This window comes from Streptomyces sp. NBC_01481 (assembly GCF_026339995.1).
Lineage (GTDB): Bacteria > Actinomycetota > Actinomycetes > Streptomycetales > Streptomycetaceae > Streptomyces.
In genome coordinates, this window is sequence record NZ_JAPEPT010000004.1 from 772194 (window position 1) to 790556 (window position 18363).

General features: G+C 69.1%; 14 protein-coding genes and 4 pseudogenes. 13 read left to right on the plus strand and 5 right to left on the minus strand.

What is annotated here, in order from left to right:
- Positions 1–393 precede the first annotated feature (393 nt).
- Positions 394–2091: a lysyl oxidase family protein gene (locus OOK40_RS25205; protein ID WP_266486148.1), complete on the plus strand. Its 1698-nt coding sequence runs from the start codon at positions 394–396 to the stop codon at positions 2089–2091.
- Positions 2092–2245: 154 nt separating this feature from the next.
- Here the strand turns inward: OOK40_RS25205 and OOK40_RS25210 are convergent, their stop codons facing one another.
- On the minus strand, positions 2246–2419 hold the full coding sequence (locus tag OOK40_RS25210; RefSeq protein WP_266486151.1) for a DUF4260 family protein: 174 nt from the start codon (positions 2417–2419) through the stop codon (positions 2246–2248).
- Positions 2420–2959: 540 nt separating this feature from the next.
- Here OOK40_RS25210 and OOK40_RS25215 point away from each other — a divergent pair.
- The 3 genes and pseudogenes from OOK40_RS25215 to OOK40_RS25225 form a co-directional block, all read left to right on the plus strand.
- Positions 2960–3106: pseudogene (locus OOK40_RS25215) on the plus strand (transposase); the annotation flags it as partial.
- Between the two features lie 138 nt (positions 3107–3244).
- Positions 3245–3748: an N-acetyltransferase gene (locus OOK40_RS25220; protein ID WP_266486153.1), complete on the plus strand. Its 504-nt coding sequence runs from the start codon at positions 3245–3247 to the stop codon at positions 3746–3748.
- Positions 3749–4019: 271 nt separating this feature from the next.
- Positions 4020–4814, plus strand: coding sequence for an IS5 family transposase (locus tag OOK40_RS25225; RefSeq protein ID WP_266486604.1), 795 nt, complete (start codon positions 4020–4022; stop codon positions 4812–4814).
- Here the strand turns inward: OOK40_RS25225 and OOK40_RS25230 are convergent.
- Entirely contained in the window at positions 4762–5289 is a 528-nt protein-coding gene (locus OOK40_RS25230) for a hypothetical protein (protein ID WP_266486154.1), read from the minus strand. The two genes, OOK40_RS25225 and OOK40_RS25230, sit on opposite strands and share 53 nt — an antisense overlap.
- 119 nt (positions 5290–5408) lie before the next feature.
- Between OOK40_RS25230 and OOK40_RS25235 the strand changes: the two are divergent.
- Positions 5409–6239: pseudogene (locus OOK40_RS25235) on the plus strand (IS110 family transposase); the annotation flags it as partial.
- Between the two features lie 191 nt (positions 6240–6430).
- On the opposite strand, the pseudogene OOK40_RS25240 reads toward OOK40_RS25235, so the two are convergent.
- Positions 6431–6529 (minus strand): annotated as a pseudogene (locus tag OOK40_RS25240) (IS5/IS1182 family transposase); the annotation flags it as partial.
- 46 nt (positions 6530–6575) lie between these two features.
- On the opposite strand from OOK40_RS25240, the gene OOK40_RS25245 reads away from it, so the two are divergent.
- The 5 genes and pseudogenes from OOK40_RS25245 (at position 6576) to OOK40_RS25265 (ending at position 14271) form a co-directional block, all read left to right on the plus strand.
- Entirely contained in the window at positions 6576–8099 is a 1524-nt protein-coding gene (locus OOK40_RS25245) for a serine/threonine-protein kinase (RefSeq protein WP_266486162.1), read from the plus strand.
- A 433-nt stretch (positions 8100–8532) separates the two neighbouring features.
- On the plus strand, positions 8533–11418 hold the full coding sequence (locus OOK40_RS25250) for an NACHT domain-containing NTPase (protein ID WP_266486165.1): 2886 nt from the start codon (positions 8533–8535) through the stop codon (positions 11416–11418).
- A gap of 625 nt (positions 11419–12043) precedes the next feature.
- The gene (locus OOK40_RS25255) at positions 12044–12838 is read left to right on the plus strand and encodes a hypothetical protein (RefSeq protein ID WP_266486168.1); all 795 of its coding nucleotides are present in this window, start codon (positions 12044–12046) and stop codon (positions 12836–12838) included.
- A pseudogene (locus OOK40_RS25260) lies at positions 12831–13199 on the plus strand (GntR family transcriptional regulator); the annotation flags it as partial. The gene OOK40_RS25255 and the pseudogene OOK40_RS25260, both read left to right, overlap by 8 nt.
- 535 nt (positions 13200–13734) lie before the next feature.
- Positions 13735–14271 carry a hypothetical protein gene (locus OOK40_RS25265; protein ID WP_266486170.1) on the plus strand — a complete coding sequence of 179 codons (537 nt, stop codon included), beginning with the start codon at positions 13735–13737 and terminating at the stop codon, positions 14269–14271.
- Positions 14272–14429: 158 nt separating this feature from the next.
- Here the strand turns inward: OOK40_RS25265 and OOK40_RS25270 are convergent, their stop codons facing one another.
- Both OOK40_RS25270 and OOK40_RS25275 read right to left on the minus strand, forming a co-directional pair.
- A complete protein-coding gene (locus OOK40_RS25270; RefSeq protein WP_266486172.1) occupies positions 14430–15227 on the minus strand; it encodes a hypothetical protein in 798 nt (265 codons plus the stop codon).
- Positions 15228–15497: 270 nt separating this feature from the next.
- Positions 15498–15839, minus strand: coding sequence for a hypothetical protein (locus OOK40_RS25275; protein ID WP_266486174.1), 342 nt, complete (start codon positions 15837–15839; stop codon positions 15498–15500).
- Positions 15840–16338: 499 nt separating this feature from the next.
- Here OOK40_RS25275 and OOK40_RS25280 point away from each other — a divergent pair, with 499 nt between their 5' ends.
- The 3 genes from OOK40_RS25280 to OOK40_RS25290 all read left to right on the plus strand — a co-directional run bounded on the left by OOK40_RS25280 (position 16339) and on the right by OOK40_RS25290 (position 18336).
- The gene (locus OOK40_RS25280) at positions 16339–16569 is read left to right on the plus strand and encodes an SH3 domain-containing protein (protein WP_266486176.1); all 231 of its coding nucleotides are present in this window, start codon (positions 16339–16341) and stop codon (positions 16567–16569) included.
- Positions 16570–17119: 550 nt separating this feature from the next.
- Positions 17120–17647 (plus strand): hypothetical protein, encoded by a 528-nt coding sequence (locus tag OOK40_RS25285; RefSeq protein ID WP_266486178.1) that lies wholly within the window; start codon positions 17120–17122, stop codon positions 17645–17647.
- Positions 17648–17838: 191 nt separating this feature from the next.
- The gene (locus tag OOK40_RS25290; protein WP_266486181.1) at positions 17839–18336 is read left to right on the plus strand and encodes a helix-turn-helix domain-containing protein; all 498 of its coding nucleotides are present in this window, start codon (positions 17839–17841) and stop codon (positions 18334–18336) included.
- Positions 18337–18363: the final 27 nt, after the last annotated feature.

Sequence of the window (18363 nt, forward strand, 5' to 3'; positions counted from 1 at the left end):
GTGAGGCTGCGGGCGGCCGCGCTGGCGTGGGGCGAGGGCCAGCGGGTGTGGGGCGGTCTTGGGGTGGCCGGGGTGGGATCACCGCGGCAACGCGGTGTACTGCTGGTCGCGGTGTCGCCGCAGGGCCGACGGCCACCGCCGAGCCCTACCACAACTGACGGGCACGCAGGGCAGAAACCGCACCAGCACGGCTTGATCCAGGGTTCATGACCTGTTTTCGGTCAATGATCCGCGATCCGCGAGCTCACGGACAACCCAGGGCGGGTGCCTCCTCCTTTCACAAGATGGAAGACCGTCTCGCGCCCAGAGTCCGTCGCGTCGCATCCGGCCCAAGCGGTGTTCCGTGCGCTGCTGTCCGTCCACCGTCCCATCAGGCACTCGCAGAACCGAGGAATGATGACCAGATCCCTCCTGTCCCGGCCATGGCGTCCGGCGATAGCCGTCGCCGCGGCAATCGCTGTGACCGCAGGCGTCGTCGCAGCCGCCCCCGACGCCAAGAAGGCGCAGCCCACGCCGAAGCTCAGCCTGATCGCTGCCTCCAACTCGGTGACTCTGGACTCATGGAAGGAATCACCTGGCGTCTACCTGGACCTTGGTACGTACGTCACCGCCGAGAACGGGCCCCTCGAACTCAAGGTGACCCGCAAGTCCTACCAGGACCCGGTCGTCGCCACACAGATCATCCGTGCGGGGAAGAAGGTCCGGACGAAGGCCCTTCCCAAGGGTCTGGTGAAGGACTTCTCAGGGCTTCCGAACTTCGCCGAGATCACCATCACCGACGCGGCCGGCAAGAAGGTGCTGACCAAGTCGGAGGCGTTCTGTCCGAACAACGCGTCCGGTCGGGTGCGCCCCGACGCCCCGGCCAAGTCGAAGTACCCCCAGAGCTGTCCCGTGAACCCCTTCACGCTCGGCTCGGTGTGGGGCGTCGAGAACGGCTGGGCGTCCAACACGTACTCGGGCCACTACTCCGCGCCGGTCGTCCTTCCGGCCGGGAAGTACACCGCCAAGGTGTCCGTGGCCAAGCGCTACCGCGACCTGTTCGACATCGCGGACACGCCTCAGACGGTCAAGGTGACCGTACGCGAGCTCAGCGATGAGGGACCCGCGGGCAGGTCGGCGGCGGGCAGGAGCCACGGATCCCACGGGGCCGGGCACTCCGGTCACACCGCGACCCCCATGCCCGCGCCCGCTCCCGCGACGAGCGGGGCGGGGCCGTCGTACAACGTGGGCCACGGGCCTCACACCCCGGCGCCGCCCGCCCTGCCGTGGGCACTGAAGAAGGCCGGATTCAGGTCGGCACAGGTGGGTGACGGGTCCGGACAGACGGACGGCTCCCGGAAGGCGCCCGCGGCGGCGCCCAACGCGAAGCGGCCGACCGGCAGGGCTACCGTGCCCAACGTTCCCAAGCCCGACCTCCGCTCTCTGCCGGCGTATGGCATCCAGATCAGTGACGGCGGTGCCGACGTCCCCGGGAAGGACTACCTCGCCTTCAGCGCCAATGTGTGGAACGCGGGGCCCGCGAAGCTGGTGGTGGACGGATTCCGCTCGCCCGGCAAGAAGCTCATGGACGCCTACCAGTACTTCTACGACGCCACCGGCAAGCAGGTCGGCTACACGCCGACCGGCACCATGGAGTGGGACCCGCGCCCGGGGCACGAGCACTGGCACTTCACGGACTTCGCCAGCTACCGGCTGCTGAAGGCCGACCAGAAGGAAGCCGTGCGCAGTGGCAAGGAGGCCTTCTGCCTGGCCAACACCGATGCCGTGGACTACACGGTGAAGAACGCCAACTGGGACCCGGACAACACGGACCTGTCCACCGCGTGCGGCCAGGAGAACTCGATCTCAGTCCGCGAGGTGCTCGACGTCGGCTCGGGCGACACCTACAGCCAGGACCTCCCCGGCCAGTCCTTCGACATCACAAACCTGCCGAACGGCACTTACTACATCCAGGTTCTGGCCAACCCCGAGAAGCGGCTGAAGGAGACCAACCTCAGCAACAACAGCGCGCTGCGCAAGGTCGTTCTGGAGGGTCGGCCGGGCGCGCGTACGGTCACCGTGCCCGCTCACGGCCTGGTCAACGCCAACTGACCTCCGCTGAGGGGAACGCCTCGTGAAGCCGGGGCGTCCGCTGTCTGCCGGACGTGGTTGAGACATCCGGCCACGGAGCGCGACGTCGCCCCCGGGCGTGTTCCCGGGGGCGACGCAGCGACAAGGTGCGCGGCGCGTCGGTGCGAACCCCGGATCAGTACCGCAGGCCGTCCGGTCGGCGCGGGCCGTAGCCGAATGCGTGGTCGACGGCGATATGGGCGAGCCAGCCGAAGCCCGCAACCGCCGGTGGGCGGCCGCGGGTCGCGGCCGCGAACGCCAGCAGCGTGGCCGGAATCGCGGGCGAGCGCAGCACGTTGTACGGGCGCACCGCGTACGACGGAAGGCGTTCGAAGTCGGGCGCGGCGGCAATCCGTAGAGCAACACGATGTCCGGGAGCACCGTGGTGGCCCACAGCAGCTTGCTGCGCCGACCGCCGAGCTGGGCGCCTGACCGGCCCGGCGACACCGACGGCTGCGCTCAACGCCCGTCCGGCGGGGGCGTGGTAGGTCCAACGGAGACCTCCGGCGCTCGGCGCGGGCCGCGCCGCGGCCGCCGCTCCGTGCCGGCGGCGGTGGCAGGCTCTGTGCGGCCCCGGGTCACAGCTTGTCCTACCTTCCAGGCGTGGGTCGGAGTCGGTCCTGCCTTCCAGGCGTGGGTCGGAGTCGGTCATTCGTAAGATCGGCGGGCCCAGGGGTTCTGGGTATGGCTGTGAGCTTGTCGCCGTCTGATGGCTCAAAGAACTTGGCGGCCCGGAGCCCCGCGACGACTCGACCGCTAATTGGGATACGCGACTTGATCGCTGTGTAGGACAACGTCGGCGAGGTCGTCTGCGGGATCGATCTGTGACGACGAGCTGGCGGAGGTGACCGTGCCCCAGATCTGGGCCGGAGTGGACATCGGCAAGGAACATCATCACTGCGTGGTGATGGACGCCCAGGGAGAGCGTCTGCTCTCGCGCCGAGTCCTCAACCACGAGCCGGATCTGCTGGAGCTGATCTCAGAAGCCGTTGCCATACCGATCATGGAGTCTGTCGATCGAACGGGAGTCTCGATCGGGTGATCGCGGGCCCTGCCCGGCATGAGAGCAGGACCTGGCGGTATACGGGGAAAATCCAGGGGAGCGGACGGCCTCGCGCTGCTACGGTCGGGCGCCATGAGCTGGCTTCCCGATGACTTCGTCCACCCCGTCCTGGTACCGCTGCCGGGCGCTGGCCATCACCTGCGGCCGATACGGGAGGCGGACACCCCGCTCGACTATCCGGCTGTGATGGGTTCGCGCGAGCGGCTGTGGACCATCTTCGGCCCGGCCTGGGGCTGGCCCGCGGCCACCATGACCTACGAGGCCGACCAGGCCGACCTGTTGCGGCACGAGAAGGAGATCGCCGCACACCAGTCCTTCAACTACGCGCTGTTCGACGCGGCGGAGACAGCTCTGCTCGGCTGTGTCTACATCGACCCACCGGAGAGGGCCGGCGCGGACGGCGAGATCTCCTGGTGGGTGGTGGACGAGCTGGTGGGCAGCAAGGTCGAGCAGGCCCTCGACGCGCTGGTGCCGCAGTGGATCGCCGCCGACTGGACGTTCGAGCAGCCGCGCTTCCTCGGCCGCGAGATCTCCTGGTCGGACTGGCTCGCCCTGCCGGAGCATCCCGACACGTAAGTGGTTGTTGCCCGTACCGATCTCGAAGGCTGTCGATCGAACGGGAGTCTCGATCGGGTGACTGCGGCGGTTTCCGCGCGTGAAAGCAGGGCCTCCAGGTAGCTCGGGGGTGCGATCCCATTCCGAGTGGTGCACGGAGGCCCTGTTGTCTTTGTTGTACGTGCCCGAGCATGTTGACTTCAACTCGCCCGCCGTGTCGTGCGATTGCCTCGCGCACGTGTACGGCAACGCGGCCGACCATCCGGACCGGGTGCGCCGGTATCCGTCGGACATGACGGACGCGGAGTGGGCGGCCGTCCGGCCTTTGCTGCCGGTGCCGGCCTGGTTTCAGGGGCGGGGTGGACGGCCCGAGGGCTACTGCCACCGGCAGCTGTTGGACGCGATCCGCTACCTGGTCGCGGGCGGGATCTCGTGGCGGGCGATGCCCGCGGACTTCCCCGCATGGGCCCGGGTCTACGCCTTCTTCCGCCGCTGGCGCGAGCACGGGCTGATCGCCGAGTTCCACGACCGGCTGCGCGGGACGGTCCGTGAGCGCGAGGGCCGCGAGGCCGAGCCCACAGCGGGGATCATCGACGCGCAGTCGGTGCGGGCCGCCGCGACGGTGCCGGCCGCCTCACGCGGCTACGACGGCGGGAAGAAGGTGCCGGGCCGCAAGCGGCACATCGTGACCGACACCCTCGGCCTGCTCCTGGCCGTCGCGGTCACGGCTGCGAACATCGGCGACCGGGACGCCGCGGCGGGCCTGCTGATGCGGCTGCGCCGTCTGCACCGCGACATCACCCTCGTGTGGGCCGACGGCGGCTACACCGGCTCCCTCGTCGGCTGGTGCCGGGACAAACTCGCCCTGACCTTGGAGATCGTCAAGCGCAGCGACGACATGGCAGGTTTCGTGGTGCTGCCGAGGCGGTGGGTGGCAGAGCGCACGTTCGCGTGGTTGATGAACTCCCGCCGTCTGGCCCGGGACTACGAGACCCTGCCCGCCACCAGCGAGGCGATGATCGGGTGGTCGATGGTCACGCGGATGAGCCGGCGTCTGGGACGGCCACGGTCCGCCGGACGGCACTGAACGCCCCCGACGCCTCCAGGAGGAGCCACCCGCGCTCCGCCAGGCGCCGGGCTTTCGACCGCAGCCCCTCGACCTTCGCCGGCGTCGCGTCAAGGCCCAGCTCCACCGCGATCCCCTTGGCCCGAAGCGGTCCGTGACCCGTGGATCGCTGCCGTTCCAGCACGCCCAGAATGCGCTGATAGTCCGGCGCCAGAACCGTCACCGGCAGCCCTTCCCGCCAGGGCGGCACCGTCGAGCCCGGCACCGGCGCGAGCGACAGCACCGCTTTCTCCTCGGCCTCGGTCCCGGCGGTGGTCTCGGCAGCCGTGGCTGCCAGGGCCTCGACCAGCTCTTCCCGCGCGATCACCCGCCGGTCCAGCTCGATCTCGGCGGCCTCCAACACCTCAGCCAACCGGGCGACTTCCTCCCGTAGCCCTTCCACCCGCACACGGGCCGCTGTCTCCCGCTCCTCCAGCATTCCCAGCACCGACGCCATCGCGCACCCCTCGCTCACGGAGCGGAAACAAGACGCCGGATGCCTCTCTCATTCCGAGCTACACCATGCCTGACCAGCAGAAATCAACGGATCACGTTCGGTTGAGATACGGCTTCTCAGACGTGCTCGCGCTGTCCGAAGAGGCGTTGTGGGCCGTGGACATCAACCACGGCGGCGCCGCATTGCTCATCGGCCTGCTGCTCAGCCACGACCAGCCGATGGTCTACATCACCGGCCTGGCAGTTCACCAGGCGTCAACCGCCTACCGGGGCCAGGGCAAGACGGACGAGAAGGATGCCTTCGTCATCGCCGACCAGGCGCGCATGCGCAAGGACCTCGGCCTCCTGCTGCCCGGCGATGAGATAGCGGTCGACCTGCGCACTCTGACCGCCCGCCGCACCGACCTGGTCAACGACCGCACTCGCCAGATCAACCGTCTTCGAGCTCAACTCCTCGAAATCTTTCCGGCGTTGGAGCGCGCGCTGAACTTGAGCAAGAAGGGCCCGGTCGTACTGCTGACCGGCTATCAGACGCCGGCTGCGATCCGCCGCAGCGGCACCAGAGCGATCGGGACCTGGCTGAAGAACCGCAAGGTCAAGAACGCCGCCACACTCGCCGAGACCGTTGTCGAGGCGGCCCACTCTCAGCACACCGCACTGCCCGGCGAGAAACTGGCGGCCGCGATGGTGTCCCGCATCGCGAACGGGGTGATGGCCCTCGATGAGGAGATCGCCGAGCTGGACGCGCTCATCGAGGCCCGGTTTCACGAGCATGAGCACGCTGAGGTGATCCGCAGCATGCCCGGCATGGGCGCCCTACTCGGAGCCGAGTTCATCGCCGCCACCGGCGGCGACATGGAGGCCTTCGGCACCGCCGACCGCCTGGCCTCATTCGCCGGCCTGTCACCCGTGCCCCGCGACTCCGGCCGAGTCAGCGGCAACATGCGCCAGCTCGGTTTCACCGACTCGGGGAACGAAGCGTCGATCCGGCAGCTCATGATCAGTCTGCCACGCCGGGGGAAGTTGGTTCCGTCACCGTCGTAACACAGCTCCTCGCAGTCGGCGTAGAACGGGCCGGAGAACAGCGGATGCCGGGATGGCTCGTGGCGACCTGGTCGAGCAGGCGCGTGCACGGCGGCCGAGTCCTGGACGCTGGCGGCGGTGACCAGCACGGCAACCCGTAGGCCGATCGTGTCGATCACGATGCTCCGCTTCCTGCCCATGATCTTCTTGCCCGCGTCGGTGGCCGGTGCGCTGAGCCCCGGCCTCGTCCTCTAGCCTGTCGCCATGCAAATGCCGGGGGATGTGATCGACGGGCGGTTCGAGCTGATCGAGCGGCTCGGCAGCGGAGGTATGGGCACGGTGTGGCGGGCTAGCGACACTGTCCTCCACCGCGAAGTCGCCCTCAAGGCGGTCAGACCCGACCGGGAAGCGTCGGATGCCATACGGGAGCGGGTTCTGCGCGAGGCGCGGGCACTCGCGCGGCTCAGCCATCCCCATGTGGTGACGATCCATCAGATCGTAGACGCCGACCCGCATCCGTGGATCGTGATGGAGCTGGTGCCGGGCGACTCGCTCCAGGAGCGGCTCACCCGGGGCCCATTGGCTCCTGCCGAGGCGGCGCGCATCGGCCGACAAGTACTGTCGGCGCTGCGTGCCGCGAACGCGGCGGGCATTCAGCATCGCGACGTGAAGCCCGCGAATGTGCTGCTGCAGCCCGACGGCAGTGCGGTGCTCACCGATTTCGGGATCGCGGCGCTCCAGGGCTCGTCCTCTGTGACCCTCACGGGTGAATTGGTCGGCTCGCCCGAGTTCATGGCCCCGGAGCGGGTCCGTGGCCGCAACGACAACCCCGCGTGCGACCTGTGGTCCCTGGGACTCGTCCTGTACGTGTGCGCGGAGGGCGTCAGCCCACTGCGCCGCTCCACCACGTACGCCACCCTGGCCGCGGTCCTCGACGACCCAGTACCGCCGCCGGTCCGCTCGGGTCCGCTGGCTCCGGTGCTTCAGGCCCTGTTGGTACGGGACGCGGCAGCGCGGCCCGATGCGGCGCGGCTGGACGCGATGCTGGCGCAGGTGGAGTCGGGCACGACGCCGGAGTGGGACCCGCTGACGATGACGAAGGGGCCGGGCGGATTGCCTGCGGAGGCGGTCCCCCTGCCACTGGGCGGGCCGCCCGGCGCGCACGACCCGACGCACCGCGCTGCTCCTCTGGCCGGCGGGCCCGGCAGCTCCGACTCCCGCGGCCCCACCATCCCCCAGCCGCCCGCCCAGCGGCGGAACCGGACGCCCCTGCTCCTCGCCGTGATCGCCGTGGCCGTCGCGGTCGTCGCCGCGACCGCCGTTGTGCTCGCGCTGCGCGGCTCGGGCAAGGACGAAGCGGGCGGCAGCGGGGGCCCGTCCGGCAGTACGGCATCGAGTCCGGCCACATCGACGACACATCCGAGCCCCACACCCACGCCGAGCGAGCCGCCGACCGCCTCCGGCAAGTGGATCGCACAGCTCTTCACCGAGCCCGTCGCATCGGGCACCGGCGTGCGGGGGCAACGTCTCAAGAAGATCCGGCAATCCATCCCCCAGGCTGTCGTTCTCCGCACCGACGACTTCGCCTCACTGCGGCCCGGCTTCTGGGTGATCTACGCTCCCGGCCCGTTCACCGACGGCCGCGCCGCGCTGAACTTCTGTGCTCAGCACGGCCGTACGTCGCCCAAAGACTGCCTCGGCCGCTATCTGAGCACCAGTTCCGCCGACTACGACCTCCAGTGCCGTCCCCCGGTGAGCAGCCCGACCGGCCGCTGCACTCGTACGTAACCGCTAGCGGTGGTTTGTTGACTTCGGCCGGGACCGCAGTAAGTGGACGAGTGGGGGTGGTTTTGATGACTGCTCGTCGTCCGTGTCCGCCGGCACTGGGACCGCTCGGGGAGTATGCCGCGTGCTTTGATGATGTGTTCGTCAGTGCGAAACGGAAAGCCCCGGTAACAGCGGACCCGGCCATAATCGCCGCGGCATGGGGAACACCGACTCCCTGGTGCCGTCGGGACGCGCGTGGCGCAACATGGGCACGAGTCTGCGGGACAGCGACAACCCACGGCTGTCGTGGGTCTTTTGGGACATTCCGCGGCGCGGTGCATGACCGGGGGCCGGGGGAGAACGCATAGTCCCCGAGTTCCCCATTCGTTCCGCGATCACGTGGTCGCTGAGCGTATTCTTCGGGTGGGGACGAGGCGCAACGGGGAGCCGTGCGATGCGGTATGGGCGGCGCGGCATGGACTGGATCCGCACGATTCGCGGAGTGTGGGTCGCGGCCGTGCTCGTCACGGGCCTCGTCTTCGTCGTCGCGGGCGCGAACGGCGATCTCTACGAGACCTCGGGCCTGACCTCCGTACTCGGCCTCGCCGTGTCCGTGACCGGACTGGCCGTCGGGTGGATGCGCGAGCGCGCCACGGGCGACGGCCGGCCCGCGTCGGACGAACGGCTCGACCGCCTGGCACGGCAACTGGCCGACGCCGTCGGCGAGCAGTGGACCGAGGAGTGGCGGCTGCGCAGGCTTCAGGACCCCGAGCCGATGCCCGTTCGGTGGACTCGGGCCGAGGCGTGGCTGGCTGACCATCAGGAGAACATCGGCGGTCCGGCGGACCTGAGCGACCGGCTGGAGAACGTCACCGCCGTCGTCGACCGGGTGCCGTCACGGCGGCTGGTGGTTCTCGGCGGGCCGGGCGGCGGCAAGACCGTGCTCGCGGTGCGCTACGCCCTGGACGGGCTGGAGCGGTGGCAGCCCGGCGCGCCCGTTCCCGTGGTCTTCCCGCTCGCCGCCTGGCAGCCGGACCGCGAGACCCTGAGCGCCTGGATGGCGGCCCATATCGCGCAGACGTACCCGGGTGCCACCTGGGGCGGCGAGCTGCTGGCCGCCGAGCGCATCCTGCCGGTCCTCGACGGTCTCGACGAACTCGCCGCACCCCTGCGGGCCCACGCCGTGCGACGGCTGAACGCGGAGCTGGACCCCGGTAGTCCGGTGCTGCTGACCTGCCGTACGCAGGTGTACGGGGAGGTGGTGGAGGCGGGGGACGTCTTCACCTCCGCGGCTGTGGTCGAGCTCCAGCCGCTGTCGTTCGAGGAGGCGAGCCGCTATCTGGTGCGTACTGCCCGCCCGTTGAGGGGAAGCGACGGACAGCGCTCGACGTGCTGGGACCCCGTCCTCACGCGGCTGCGCGAACACCCCGGGGACCCGTCCGGCGCCGCCCTGCGGCAGGTCCTCGGCACACCGCTGATGGTGGCCATGGCCCGCACGGTGTACGGCGACACCGGCGCCGACCCTATGGAGTTGCTCGACGGCGGGCGCTTCTCCGGCCCGGATGCGCTGGAGCAGGACCTCCTCGACGCGTTCGTACCCGCGGCCTTCGGGGATGCCCCCGACGCGGACCGGGCCGGGCACTGGCTCCGCTTTCTGGCCCGGGACCTGGAGCGGCGGCGGACCCGGGACCTGGCATGGTGGGAACTGCGGCTGGCACTGCCGTGGTTGCTCAGGCGCCTTGGGCCGGTGCTGCTCCTGGGATGCATGGCGACGGCGGTCACTGTCGGCCTGGGTGAGCCCACGACACCCCTCGCCTTCGTCGGCGGGGTCTGTACGGGACTCGTGGTCCTGTCGCGGGGCCGCACATGGGCGGAACCCGGCCGGGCGGCGCGTTCCGGACAGCCAGCCGGACGGTGGCGGATACCGCGCGAGCTGGTGTTGTCGGTCGTGGTCGCCGCGCCCCTGGGGGTCGCCGTCGGGTCCGCCAGCAGTCTCGGATTCGCCTGGGGGGACTTCAACCCGATCTATTTCAACGCGGGCGGACGGCTGGGCCCGGTCTCCGCGGCGATGGCCGCCGGTCTGGCCACCGCGACGATGCTCGCTGTTCTCGGTCTTGCCGGAGACGTCCGCCCGTCCACCATGCCGCTTCTCGGGCGCCAAAGGCTCCGGTCTCCCGTCCTGGGCGTGCTGAGCGTGGCAGCGGTCCTGCTGGCGGCCTTCGTCGCCTTCGTGCTCGGGACCGAATTCGTTTCCGAGCCCTTGTCCTTGGCGATCGGCGCGCTGGCCGGGCTCGTCGTCGCGCTCGCCGTGTGGCCGGGCGTCACCGGCCGGGCGGCGGCACCGGTGATCAGGCGGGAGCGACGCCGTCGTCCCGGCCCGGCCCTGCTGCGGCCGCTGTCCGCCGGCCTGCTCGGCGGTCTGTGTCTGGGTGCCGCGTTCGGCCTGGCCGACGCCTCGACGCAGGGCGCACGGGCCTCCATGAACGCCGACTTCCCGTCCGCCGCCGTCGTGCACCGGACGGCGGACGGAGGCGCGTACGCCCTCACGCCGGGTGGCTGGCACTACGGCCGGCACCAGGACGGAACGCGGTTCGTCCGTACTCCCGGACCGGTGCTCGGAGTCGTCAGCACGTGGGACGGCATGAGTTACGCGAGGTTCGGCGCGGACGAGCTCCGGGCCTGCGAGCACGAGCCGGACTGCACGACCTTCTACGGCCCCATCGAGCTTCACCTCTCCCCTGGCAGCTACACGAACGTGCGCGTGAGGCTGCCCAACGACGTCTTCGCCGACGACACCGGGTACCAGAACGAACTGCCACCACGCGTCGAGGACTGGCTGTACGCCGTCCCTCCCCGTCGCCTCTTCGAAGCCGCGCTGACCTTCGGACTGGCATTCGGCTTCAGCATCGGTGTGATCACCGGTGTCGCGGCCGGGGTGCACCGGTGGCTGGCCACTCCGGTCGACATCGCACGGGCGTCCAGCCCAATGGCGGGCCTGCGCAGCGACAGGGCGACGGCGGTCATGCGGGGCATCGTCGTGCTGGCGTTCGGGACCACTCTCGGCGTCTTCCTGCTCAGGGCGTTGCCGATCAGTCAGGAAAGCATGGGGCTACTCATGGTCGTCTGGCTGCCGGTCGGCCTGCTGGCCATCGCCCTGAGCGCCTGGGGCTGGCTGCTCGTCGCCCGCCTGTGGCTGTGCGGGACGGGCAGGCTGCCTTGGCGGCTCATGGCGTTCCTCGACGAAGCTCATCGGCGGGGCGTCCTGCGCCAGGCCGGGGCCGTCTACCAGTTCCGCCACGCCCGGCTCCAGGAACAGCTCGCCGCCGCCGACCGGACGTGACAGACCGCGGGCCGGGGGAGGTGGCATTTCCCCGGCCCGCAGCCGTGACGCCCTGGTCCTGCTCGCCGATATGCGGAAGTTTGGCGGGACGGATGGAGGTGGACTGTGGACGTATGGGCTCGACCCCGATGGCACGCCATCCACCCCTTGGTGACCACTCACCCACACCGAGAAGATGCGCGTCACCCCGGCTTCGGCGAGTGAATCGAGCTGCGCGTCGAGCGACTGCCGAGCGGTCGAGGCCCGGGCGTACCCGAGACGGACGTGCCCGAACCGCTCGGCGCCGGCGCTCGCGGGCCGAGGGAGCTCGGTCCACACCGAGCCCGGCTAGCGCACGGCGGGCGTCGGCACGTTGAGTGCCTTGGCGAGTTGGAGCGGTCATGCATACAACGTGGATCAGCGCACGAGGGAACGCGCGATGCGGAATCCCACGCCGTCACCGTGGGCTGAGCCGGCCCAGGGGGCACCCTGCCGGAGGGCGTCCCCTCTTTGCGCCGGAGGGAACCCCCTTGTGCCAGAAGCCGTCACCCTTTGCATCGCCTTGTATCGAGCATTTGACACAAGATCCCGACCAGGGCATCTTGTACCCATCGCTTAATACAAGATGATCTGGGGGGATCTCCATATGCTCGACACCGTTCCGCTCCAGTCCCGGTTCCTCGACCACGCCGACTACTACGCCCGCTGGTCCGGTCTGGCCATCGGCATCGTGGTCGCACAGCAGTTGGTCACGATGAAGAGCGACGACATCACGATGCCCCTCGTGTTCGCCATCACCACTTTCGGCCTGTGCGCGGTGGGCGGTGTCCTGCTCGGTGACGCCCTGACCCTGCGTCCCCAGGAAGCGGTACGCACCGCGAGTCTCGCCCCGCGCCTGGTCCGAGACCAAGTGCCGCCCCGTATGGCGCCCCTGCTTCTTCTGCAGGCGGCGTCCCTCGTCACGCTGCTGGTGATCGGTGCGGTCACGGCCTCCTCCGCCCCCGACCGGATAGGCGGAGCGGGGCGTGTCATCACCGTCATCTGCGAAGGGATGCGCGCATCCCTCGGTCCCTGGCCCGGCCTGTACTACAGCGGCCCGATGTTCGCCGCCCTCGCGGTCGGAACCCCTGTCTGCGTCTGGGCCCTGCGCCGTATCGCCCACGGCCCGGGCGACGACCAGCAGCGCCGCGACCGCGCGTGGGCGATCACCGGAGCCTGGGGGCTGCTGGTGTCGAGCCAGGTGCTGCTCGTCGTGCTGATGATCTTCGTCGCGCTCACGGAGAAGGCCTGCGCCGGCCCGCTGGGCGCCGCCACCATCGTGGTGATCTGCCCCATGGGCCTGCTGAGCCTGTTCACCTTCGGATGGTCCCTGGTCACCGTGGTTGCACCCCGGGCGGTCGACGACGAGGCAGTCGGCGATGGGACTTTCGACGATGAGTGAACCCGCCGTCCGCGTCGACACCACCAGCCAGGTACCGCCGTACGAGCAGATCCGCGCCCAGTTGGCCGCGCTGATCCGCACCGGCCGGCTGGCCGAGGGCGAGCGCCTGCCGACCGTGCGCCAGCTCGCCGCCGACCTCGGTCTGGCGCCGGGCACCGTGGCTCGCGCCTACCGCGAGCTGGAGGCCGCCGAGCTGATCCGCACCCGCCGTGGCGCGGGCACCCGGGTCGCGGCGCTCCCGTCCGAGCCGCACCCGCACGATGCCAACCAACTCACCACGCTGGCCCGGGACTTCACCTCGGCCGCCCGAGCGCTCGGTGCCGACACCGAGGACATCCTGACCGTCGTCCGCGACGCCCTGGACCCGGGGCCCGCCTCCTCTTCGGCCACCGCCGACAGCGGAGCGGGTGGCCCCAAGACGGCAGAGGTGTCGGCGCAAGTCACGGGCGTGAGGAACAGGCTTGAGCAGCAGCCGTAAGCAACAGACGTAACAGGCACAGGTAACAGTGGGTGATGAGCCACTTTTACGCCACGGCGCGGCCCCTGAAATGTTCCGTTCCTACGGTCCTGGCGTAGCCCGAGAACCTCAACTCCGGATCGGCCAGAGGAACAGGACCGGCTTCTGTTCTGGACGACCGCGCGGCCGACCTACCGCACTGTGCCCCGCGCCGGATCGAGCTCGACCGCCACGGAGAGGACCGCAGATTTGAAGTGAGGCCTCGCCAGAATCTTCGGGACTACCAGTCGTGGCTGACGACCCAGGCGTGGCATCAGTTCGAAACAGCAGAGCCATGGGACACCTGCGCAGCCCAGCATTTCGTCACTGCGCAGAGATCTCGGTGGGGATGGCGCCCGGCATGCCGAGAGCCGGTTGACCTGTGGTGAATGATGAGGTCGTGATCTCCAGGGAATGCGCTGTCGAGCTCGTCGAGTCCTTCCTGGCCATTGAGCTGCCGACGTGGCAATGGAGGGGGCCTGCTCCCACGCCGGATGTCTACCACGTGCAGGAACGCGTGGTCGGTTGGCTCGTCTTCTGGCGGTCGGCGGAGCAGGCCCGCGCCCGTGACGTGCGCGGCAGTTTCGTCGGCGGCCACTGCCTGGTGGACCGGCACGACGGGAGCATCCACTACGTGCCCGCCGTGTGGTGGGAGGACGAGGGCTGGGAGGAGCAGTACCTCCTGCAGACCAAGGGCATCAGGCGGCCTGATCCACTGGCCTCCGCTGTTCGCGCGCTCGTCCGCTCCGCCGGCGTCGTGGCCGCGATGAGCCACCTGCGCAAGCATGCCCCGCGGCTGAGCTTGCAGGAAGCAAAGGCCTATGTCACGACCGTTCGGGACGGTGGCGAACCACCGGAAGCGCTGGCAAGCCTTACCCGGAAGGGGCCGACGTGGCCGCCTCTGCCCATCGAAACGCTGGCTGGTCCGGTCCAGTAGGGGTCTGGCTGAGGGGCCGAGGCCGAGACCGTGTTGCTGGTCCACGTCGTGTAAGACGTCATTGGGTTTGGCGAGTCTGCTGTGGCAATGAGTGTTCCTGTCCTGTTCTGCGAAGGCACTGCCAACCAGGCTGCGGATGCCGTTGGCGGCGGGTTCGGTCAGCTGCTTTCCCGGTAGTTCATGAACCAGTGAGTGTCGAAATAGCGGGCCATCGTGAACGGGTGGTGCGGGTCAGTGAGGATGCGGCAGACGAACTCCGCGGCCTGGCAGTCGAAGGGGACGTCCTCCCCGTCGAAGGACTGGACCACGACGGGCCAGCGGTCGGGGTCCTCACCGTCGGCCCTCCAGCAGTACAGGTCCTCGTGCTCAGTGCCCGCCCAGATGAGCAGACCGTCCTGCCTGAGATGCGTCCACGGCTCCTGGTTCAGGTCCAGGTATCCGTCGAAGGCGCCCTCGCCGAACGTCTCGACCATGCGCTTGTAGTCGATCGGCAGCGCGTTGCCCAGGCGCGACTCCACCTCCGCCCAGTCCACGTCCGGCCGCTGGGCGGGCTGTGTCCAGCCGGTGATCCGTCTGAGCCGCTCCATCCAGTCGAGGTCCTCGTCCGGAGCAACCGCCAAGGGTTCTGGCATCTCCCGGTGAGCGGCCACCAACACCGGCCGCTCGGCGCCCTCGGCGTCCCGCGCCGTGCCCGTACCGACCCATTGATTCCCGTAAGCCCACGCCCGTATCGTCACGGCGCGGTCCTCGAAGGGGACGAGGAGAGCCGCGCCCCTGGACTCGTCGACCGTCGGATCGGTGAAGCCGTCGAGGACGAGGGTGCGCGGGGCGCCGTACCTGCTGCCGAGCAGGTCGGTCAGGTCCTGCGGGTTCAGGTCGTTGGGCAGGAACGTGTAGCCCTCTCCCGGGCCGAGTTGGGCCAGCAGTTCGTTGACGGTCGCTTGCGTGAGCTCCATGGCGGACAGTGAAGCGCACCGCACTGACAATGGACGTGCACACAGACGTATCTGACGTCAATTCGAGCAGTGTCGGGATGGTTCACACGGCGATTGCCATGCCTAGCCAGGCCTTCGCAGGTCGCCGAAAAGGTTCGCCGCAGCGGCCTCCCAGCGTGCGATCTCGACCGGGCCGGACCGGGACGGGGTGACCTGTGAAGTACGGGACTAGATTCTGACCGGCCGATCATGTGGGGGCAGTGATCAATGCGCTGCCGATGGCAGTCGTCGTTACGCCGGCTCGCGGTCGACCTGATGCAGGTAACTGAATGGGTGCTCATTCCTCGCATGGAACAGCGGGCGAACTTCACGGGTAGCGATGTTGAATCCGATACTGCCCGCTATGCCAGCAACCCACGCGAGATCCGGGACAACTAAGGCACCTGCAGCGGCGGTGGCCACTCCCACCGTGACGGAGATGGACCTGTGCACCCATGCCATACGACTGGTTCGGGCGGCCGCCTGGTAGTCCTCGCGCGCCTGCTTGAGCTCCAGCCGCATACGTTCCAGCACGTCGGCGGGGTGTTCCCATTCGCGGCGCAGATCGCAGAGCATGGTCTGGGTGGCGCCCATCAAGCGTTCCCGCTCGGCGGCATACCTGTCGCGAAAGCCGGTTGCGGCTCGACATGCCGCGGTACAGCGGCAGGCGGGGTCCAGTGCTCCAAGTGGCGTTCCAGGTCCATCCAGTTGGGCTGGCGGGCCATTTCGGCGGCTGCCTGCAGGAGGGTCTCCTCCGGTATGCCGAGGCGGCCAGTGCGGCGGCTGCCCGCGCTAGCCGCTTGCGTCCTAGGGCCTGTCTGACAAATGATCACCTGCTCGCTGAGGTGGTGTGCGGGTAATGGGCTTGCTGGGGTGCGGGGAGTACGGCGATGCTGGGCCCGTGCCTGGGCAGAAGAAGCGGAAGCGACAGGAGCAGGAGGGGCGCCAGCGGGATGCTGCCCGCTTCGCCCCCGAGGCGGGACGCTGGAAGTGCTCCTCGCTGTTCCGGTAGCCGTAGTCGGGACGGCCGCGCCCGTGTCCGCAAGGCGGCGTACTGCGGCCGGACTGCTCCCGACTCGACAGCAGTGCCTACGTGAGGCAGACGGCGGGCGTCGCCGCGAACATGCGCAGCGGCTCCAGTACAAGCTGCGCGATCAAGGGCTGGGCCGATAATCAGGACACCCTCGACTACCACTGCTACACGCGTAACTCCAGCGGGTCCACCTGGACGTACCTCCGGAATGTCACCGACGACAACAAATCCGGGTGGGTGAGCGAATCCCTGCTGCCCGGCAACGGCTCCTTGGTCTACTGCGGCTTCTGACCCGCAGGCTTCACCTGCCGCGGTCATCGCTTGGCGTGTCGGCCTGCCCGGGCCTCGGGCAGGTCGACACGCTTGCACCAGGCGGCAGTCCAGGGCGGCACCGCCCCCGACCGGTTGACCTTCACCCGCTCCCTGCGCGCGCCGCCAGGTCCACGGAAATACCGGCCGATCCGGGCATGCGGCGCGTCCAGCCCGGCCGCCCAGCGATGCACCTCGTCAACCGTGACATCCCCACCTATGACCAGCCCAACGGCCAGCCGGACCGCCAGTCACAGCAACTGCGGCTTCAGTACCAATGGATGGTGTGCGGATGGTCGAGGTGCTGGCGACCACGTGGGGGCGTGAACGACAGGTCCATCAGCACGCCTGGGCCGAGCTTGTGGCGTGATGACTCTGCTCCGCTTGATCATTTTCAATATAGATTGACTCGCTATCGAGAGTTCGTCCATTATTGATCCCGGCAACTCCCGTGTGATGTCGAGTATTTCAGGGGGAGCGCCTACTTCTCGCGTGGTCGCTGACACTCTGATCCATCGGAAGGATTCACTTTATGAGAAAGACACTGTCTGCTGCGTTCGCTACGGCTGCACTCGCGCTCGGCGGCTCGCTGGCCGGCGCCGCCCCGGCTTCCGCGGCGACCGCGGCTCCGGATGTCGCGAGTGCGGCGCAGAACTCCACGGCCGTTCGGAACATCTGCTACTCGGCTCACGTACAGAACCAGGGCTGGCAGGGCACCAAGTGCAACGGGGCAGTGGCCGGTACGACGGGCCAGGCCCTCAACCTTGAGGCGCTGACCATCGCCTCGTCCGGCACCGGTGGGCTGTGTGCCCGCGCCCACGTTCGTAACGTCGGCTGGCAGTCATGGGCCTGCGCCGAGGACGGCACCGCCGTGGTCATCGGCACGACCGGCAGGAACCTGCCTATCGAGGCTCTGGAGCTGCAGGTCGGCACCGGCACGATTGCGGCACAGGCCCATCTGCGCGACGTTGGCTGGCAGCGAGCGGTCGCGGCCCAGTACATCCAGGTGGGCACGGTGGGCCAGGCGCGTGCCATGGAAGCCATCGCCATCGACGTGTAACAGTCCTCTGCGGCGTGCTGCCGACGGCGGGAAGGGGTGGTGGTGCAGTCATCCCCTCCCGTCCCGGCGGTGTCGCCGCGGTCGGTCCGTCATTCCGCGCACGCCGGCCACCAGCTGCCTGTCGCCAACCGAAGAGCTTCTGGGGGATACTGCACCGCACGAATGTGGGGGCATGGAGAGGCGATCGTACGGTGGGCGACACGGGCCGTGTTTCCGGCAACGCCGGGAGGCAGACCACGGACGGTGACGAGGCGCAGCGCCTCGCCGTTCGCCTCGAGTACCTCTTCGACCACGTACAGCCGCTGGGGCGGCGGCATACCCTTCAGGAAGTCGTCGACGGCATCAGATCGGCCGGTGAACCCGACGGGGGATCGCTGAGCGTCGGCCGCCTCTCGATGCTCATGAACGGGAAGGCGACCAATCCGACCATTGGGACGCTGCGTGCGCTGAGCACGTTCTTCGGCGTGCCCGTCGCATATTTCGTCGACGACGCCATCGCCGAGCAGACGATGGCGCAGCTGGCCCTGATCACCGCGATGCGCAGCAACGACGTTCGCGCCGTGGCGCTGCGGGCAGCGGCTGTGGCCACCCTTTCGTCGCAAGGGCTCGATGTGGTGCGCGGCCTGGTCGAGAAGGCCGGTCGCTCGCAGGAGCGAGAACAGGGCGATCCCGGCGAACCAGCGGACTGATCTTCCCCAACTCCCCTTCTGTGCCTG

What these genes read in the sequence shown, in the direction of transcription:
- OOK40_RS25205 (WP_266486148.1), top strand. Translation starts at nt 394, where the DNA reads ATGATGACCAGATCCCTCCTGTCCCGGCCATGGCGTCCGGCGATAGCC.
- OOK40_RS25220 (WP_266486153.1), top strand. Translation starts at nt 3,245, where the DNA reads ATGAGCTGGCTTCCCGATGACTTCGTCCACCCCGTCCTGGTACCGCTG.
- OOK40_RS25225 (WP_266486604.1), top strand. Translation starts at nt 4,020, where the DNA reads ATGACGGACGCGGAGTGGGCGGCCGTCCGGCCTTTGCTGCCGGTGCCG.
- OOK40_RS25230 (WP_266486154.1), bottom strand. Translation starts at nt 5,289, where the DNA reads ATGGCGTCGGTGCTGGGAATGCTGGAGGAGCGGGAGACAGCGGCCCGT.
- OOK40_RS25245 (WP_266486162.1), top strand. Translation starts at nt 6,576, where the DNA reads ATGCAAATGCCGGGGGATGTGATCGACGGGCGGTTCGAGCTGATCGAG.
- OOK40_RS25250 (WP_266486165.1), top strand. Translation starts at nt 8,533, where the DNA reads ATGCGGTATGGGCGGCGCGGCATGGACTGGATCCGCACGATTCGCGGA.
- OOK40_RS25255 (WP_266486168.1), top strand. Translation starts at nt 12,044, where the DNA reads ATGCTCGACACCGTTCCGCTCCAGTCCCGGTTCCTCGACCACGCCGAC.
- OOK40_RS25270 (WP_266486172.1), bottom strand. Translation starts at nt 15,227, where the DNA reads ATGGAGCTCACGCAAGCGACCGTCAACGAACTGCTGGCCCAACTCGGC.
- OOK40_RS25275 (WP_266486174.1), bottom strand. Translation starts at nt 15,839, where the DNA reads ATGGGCGCCACCCAGACCATGCTCTGCGATCTGCGCCGCGAATGGGAA.
- OOK40_RS25285 (WP_266486178.1), top strand. Translation starts at nt 17,120, where the DNA reads ATGAGAAAGACACTGTCTGCTGCGTTCGCTACGGCTGCACTCGCGCTC.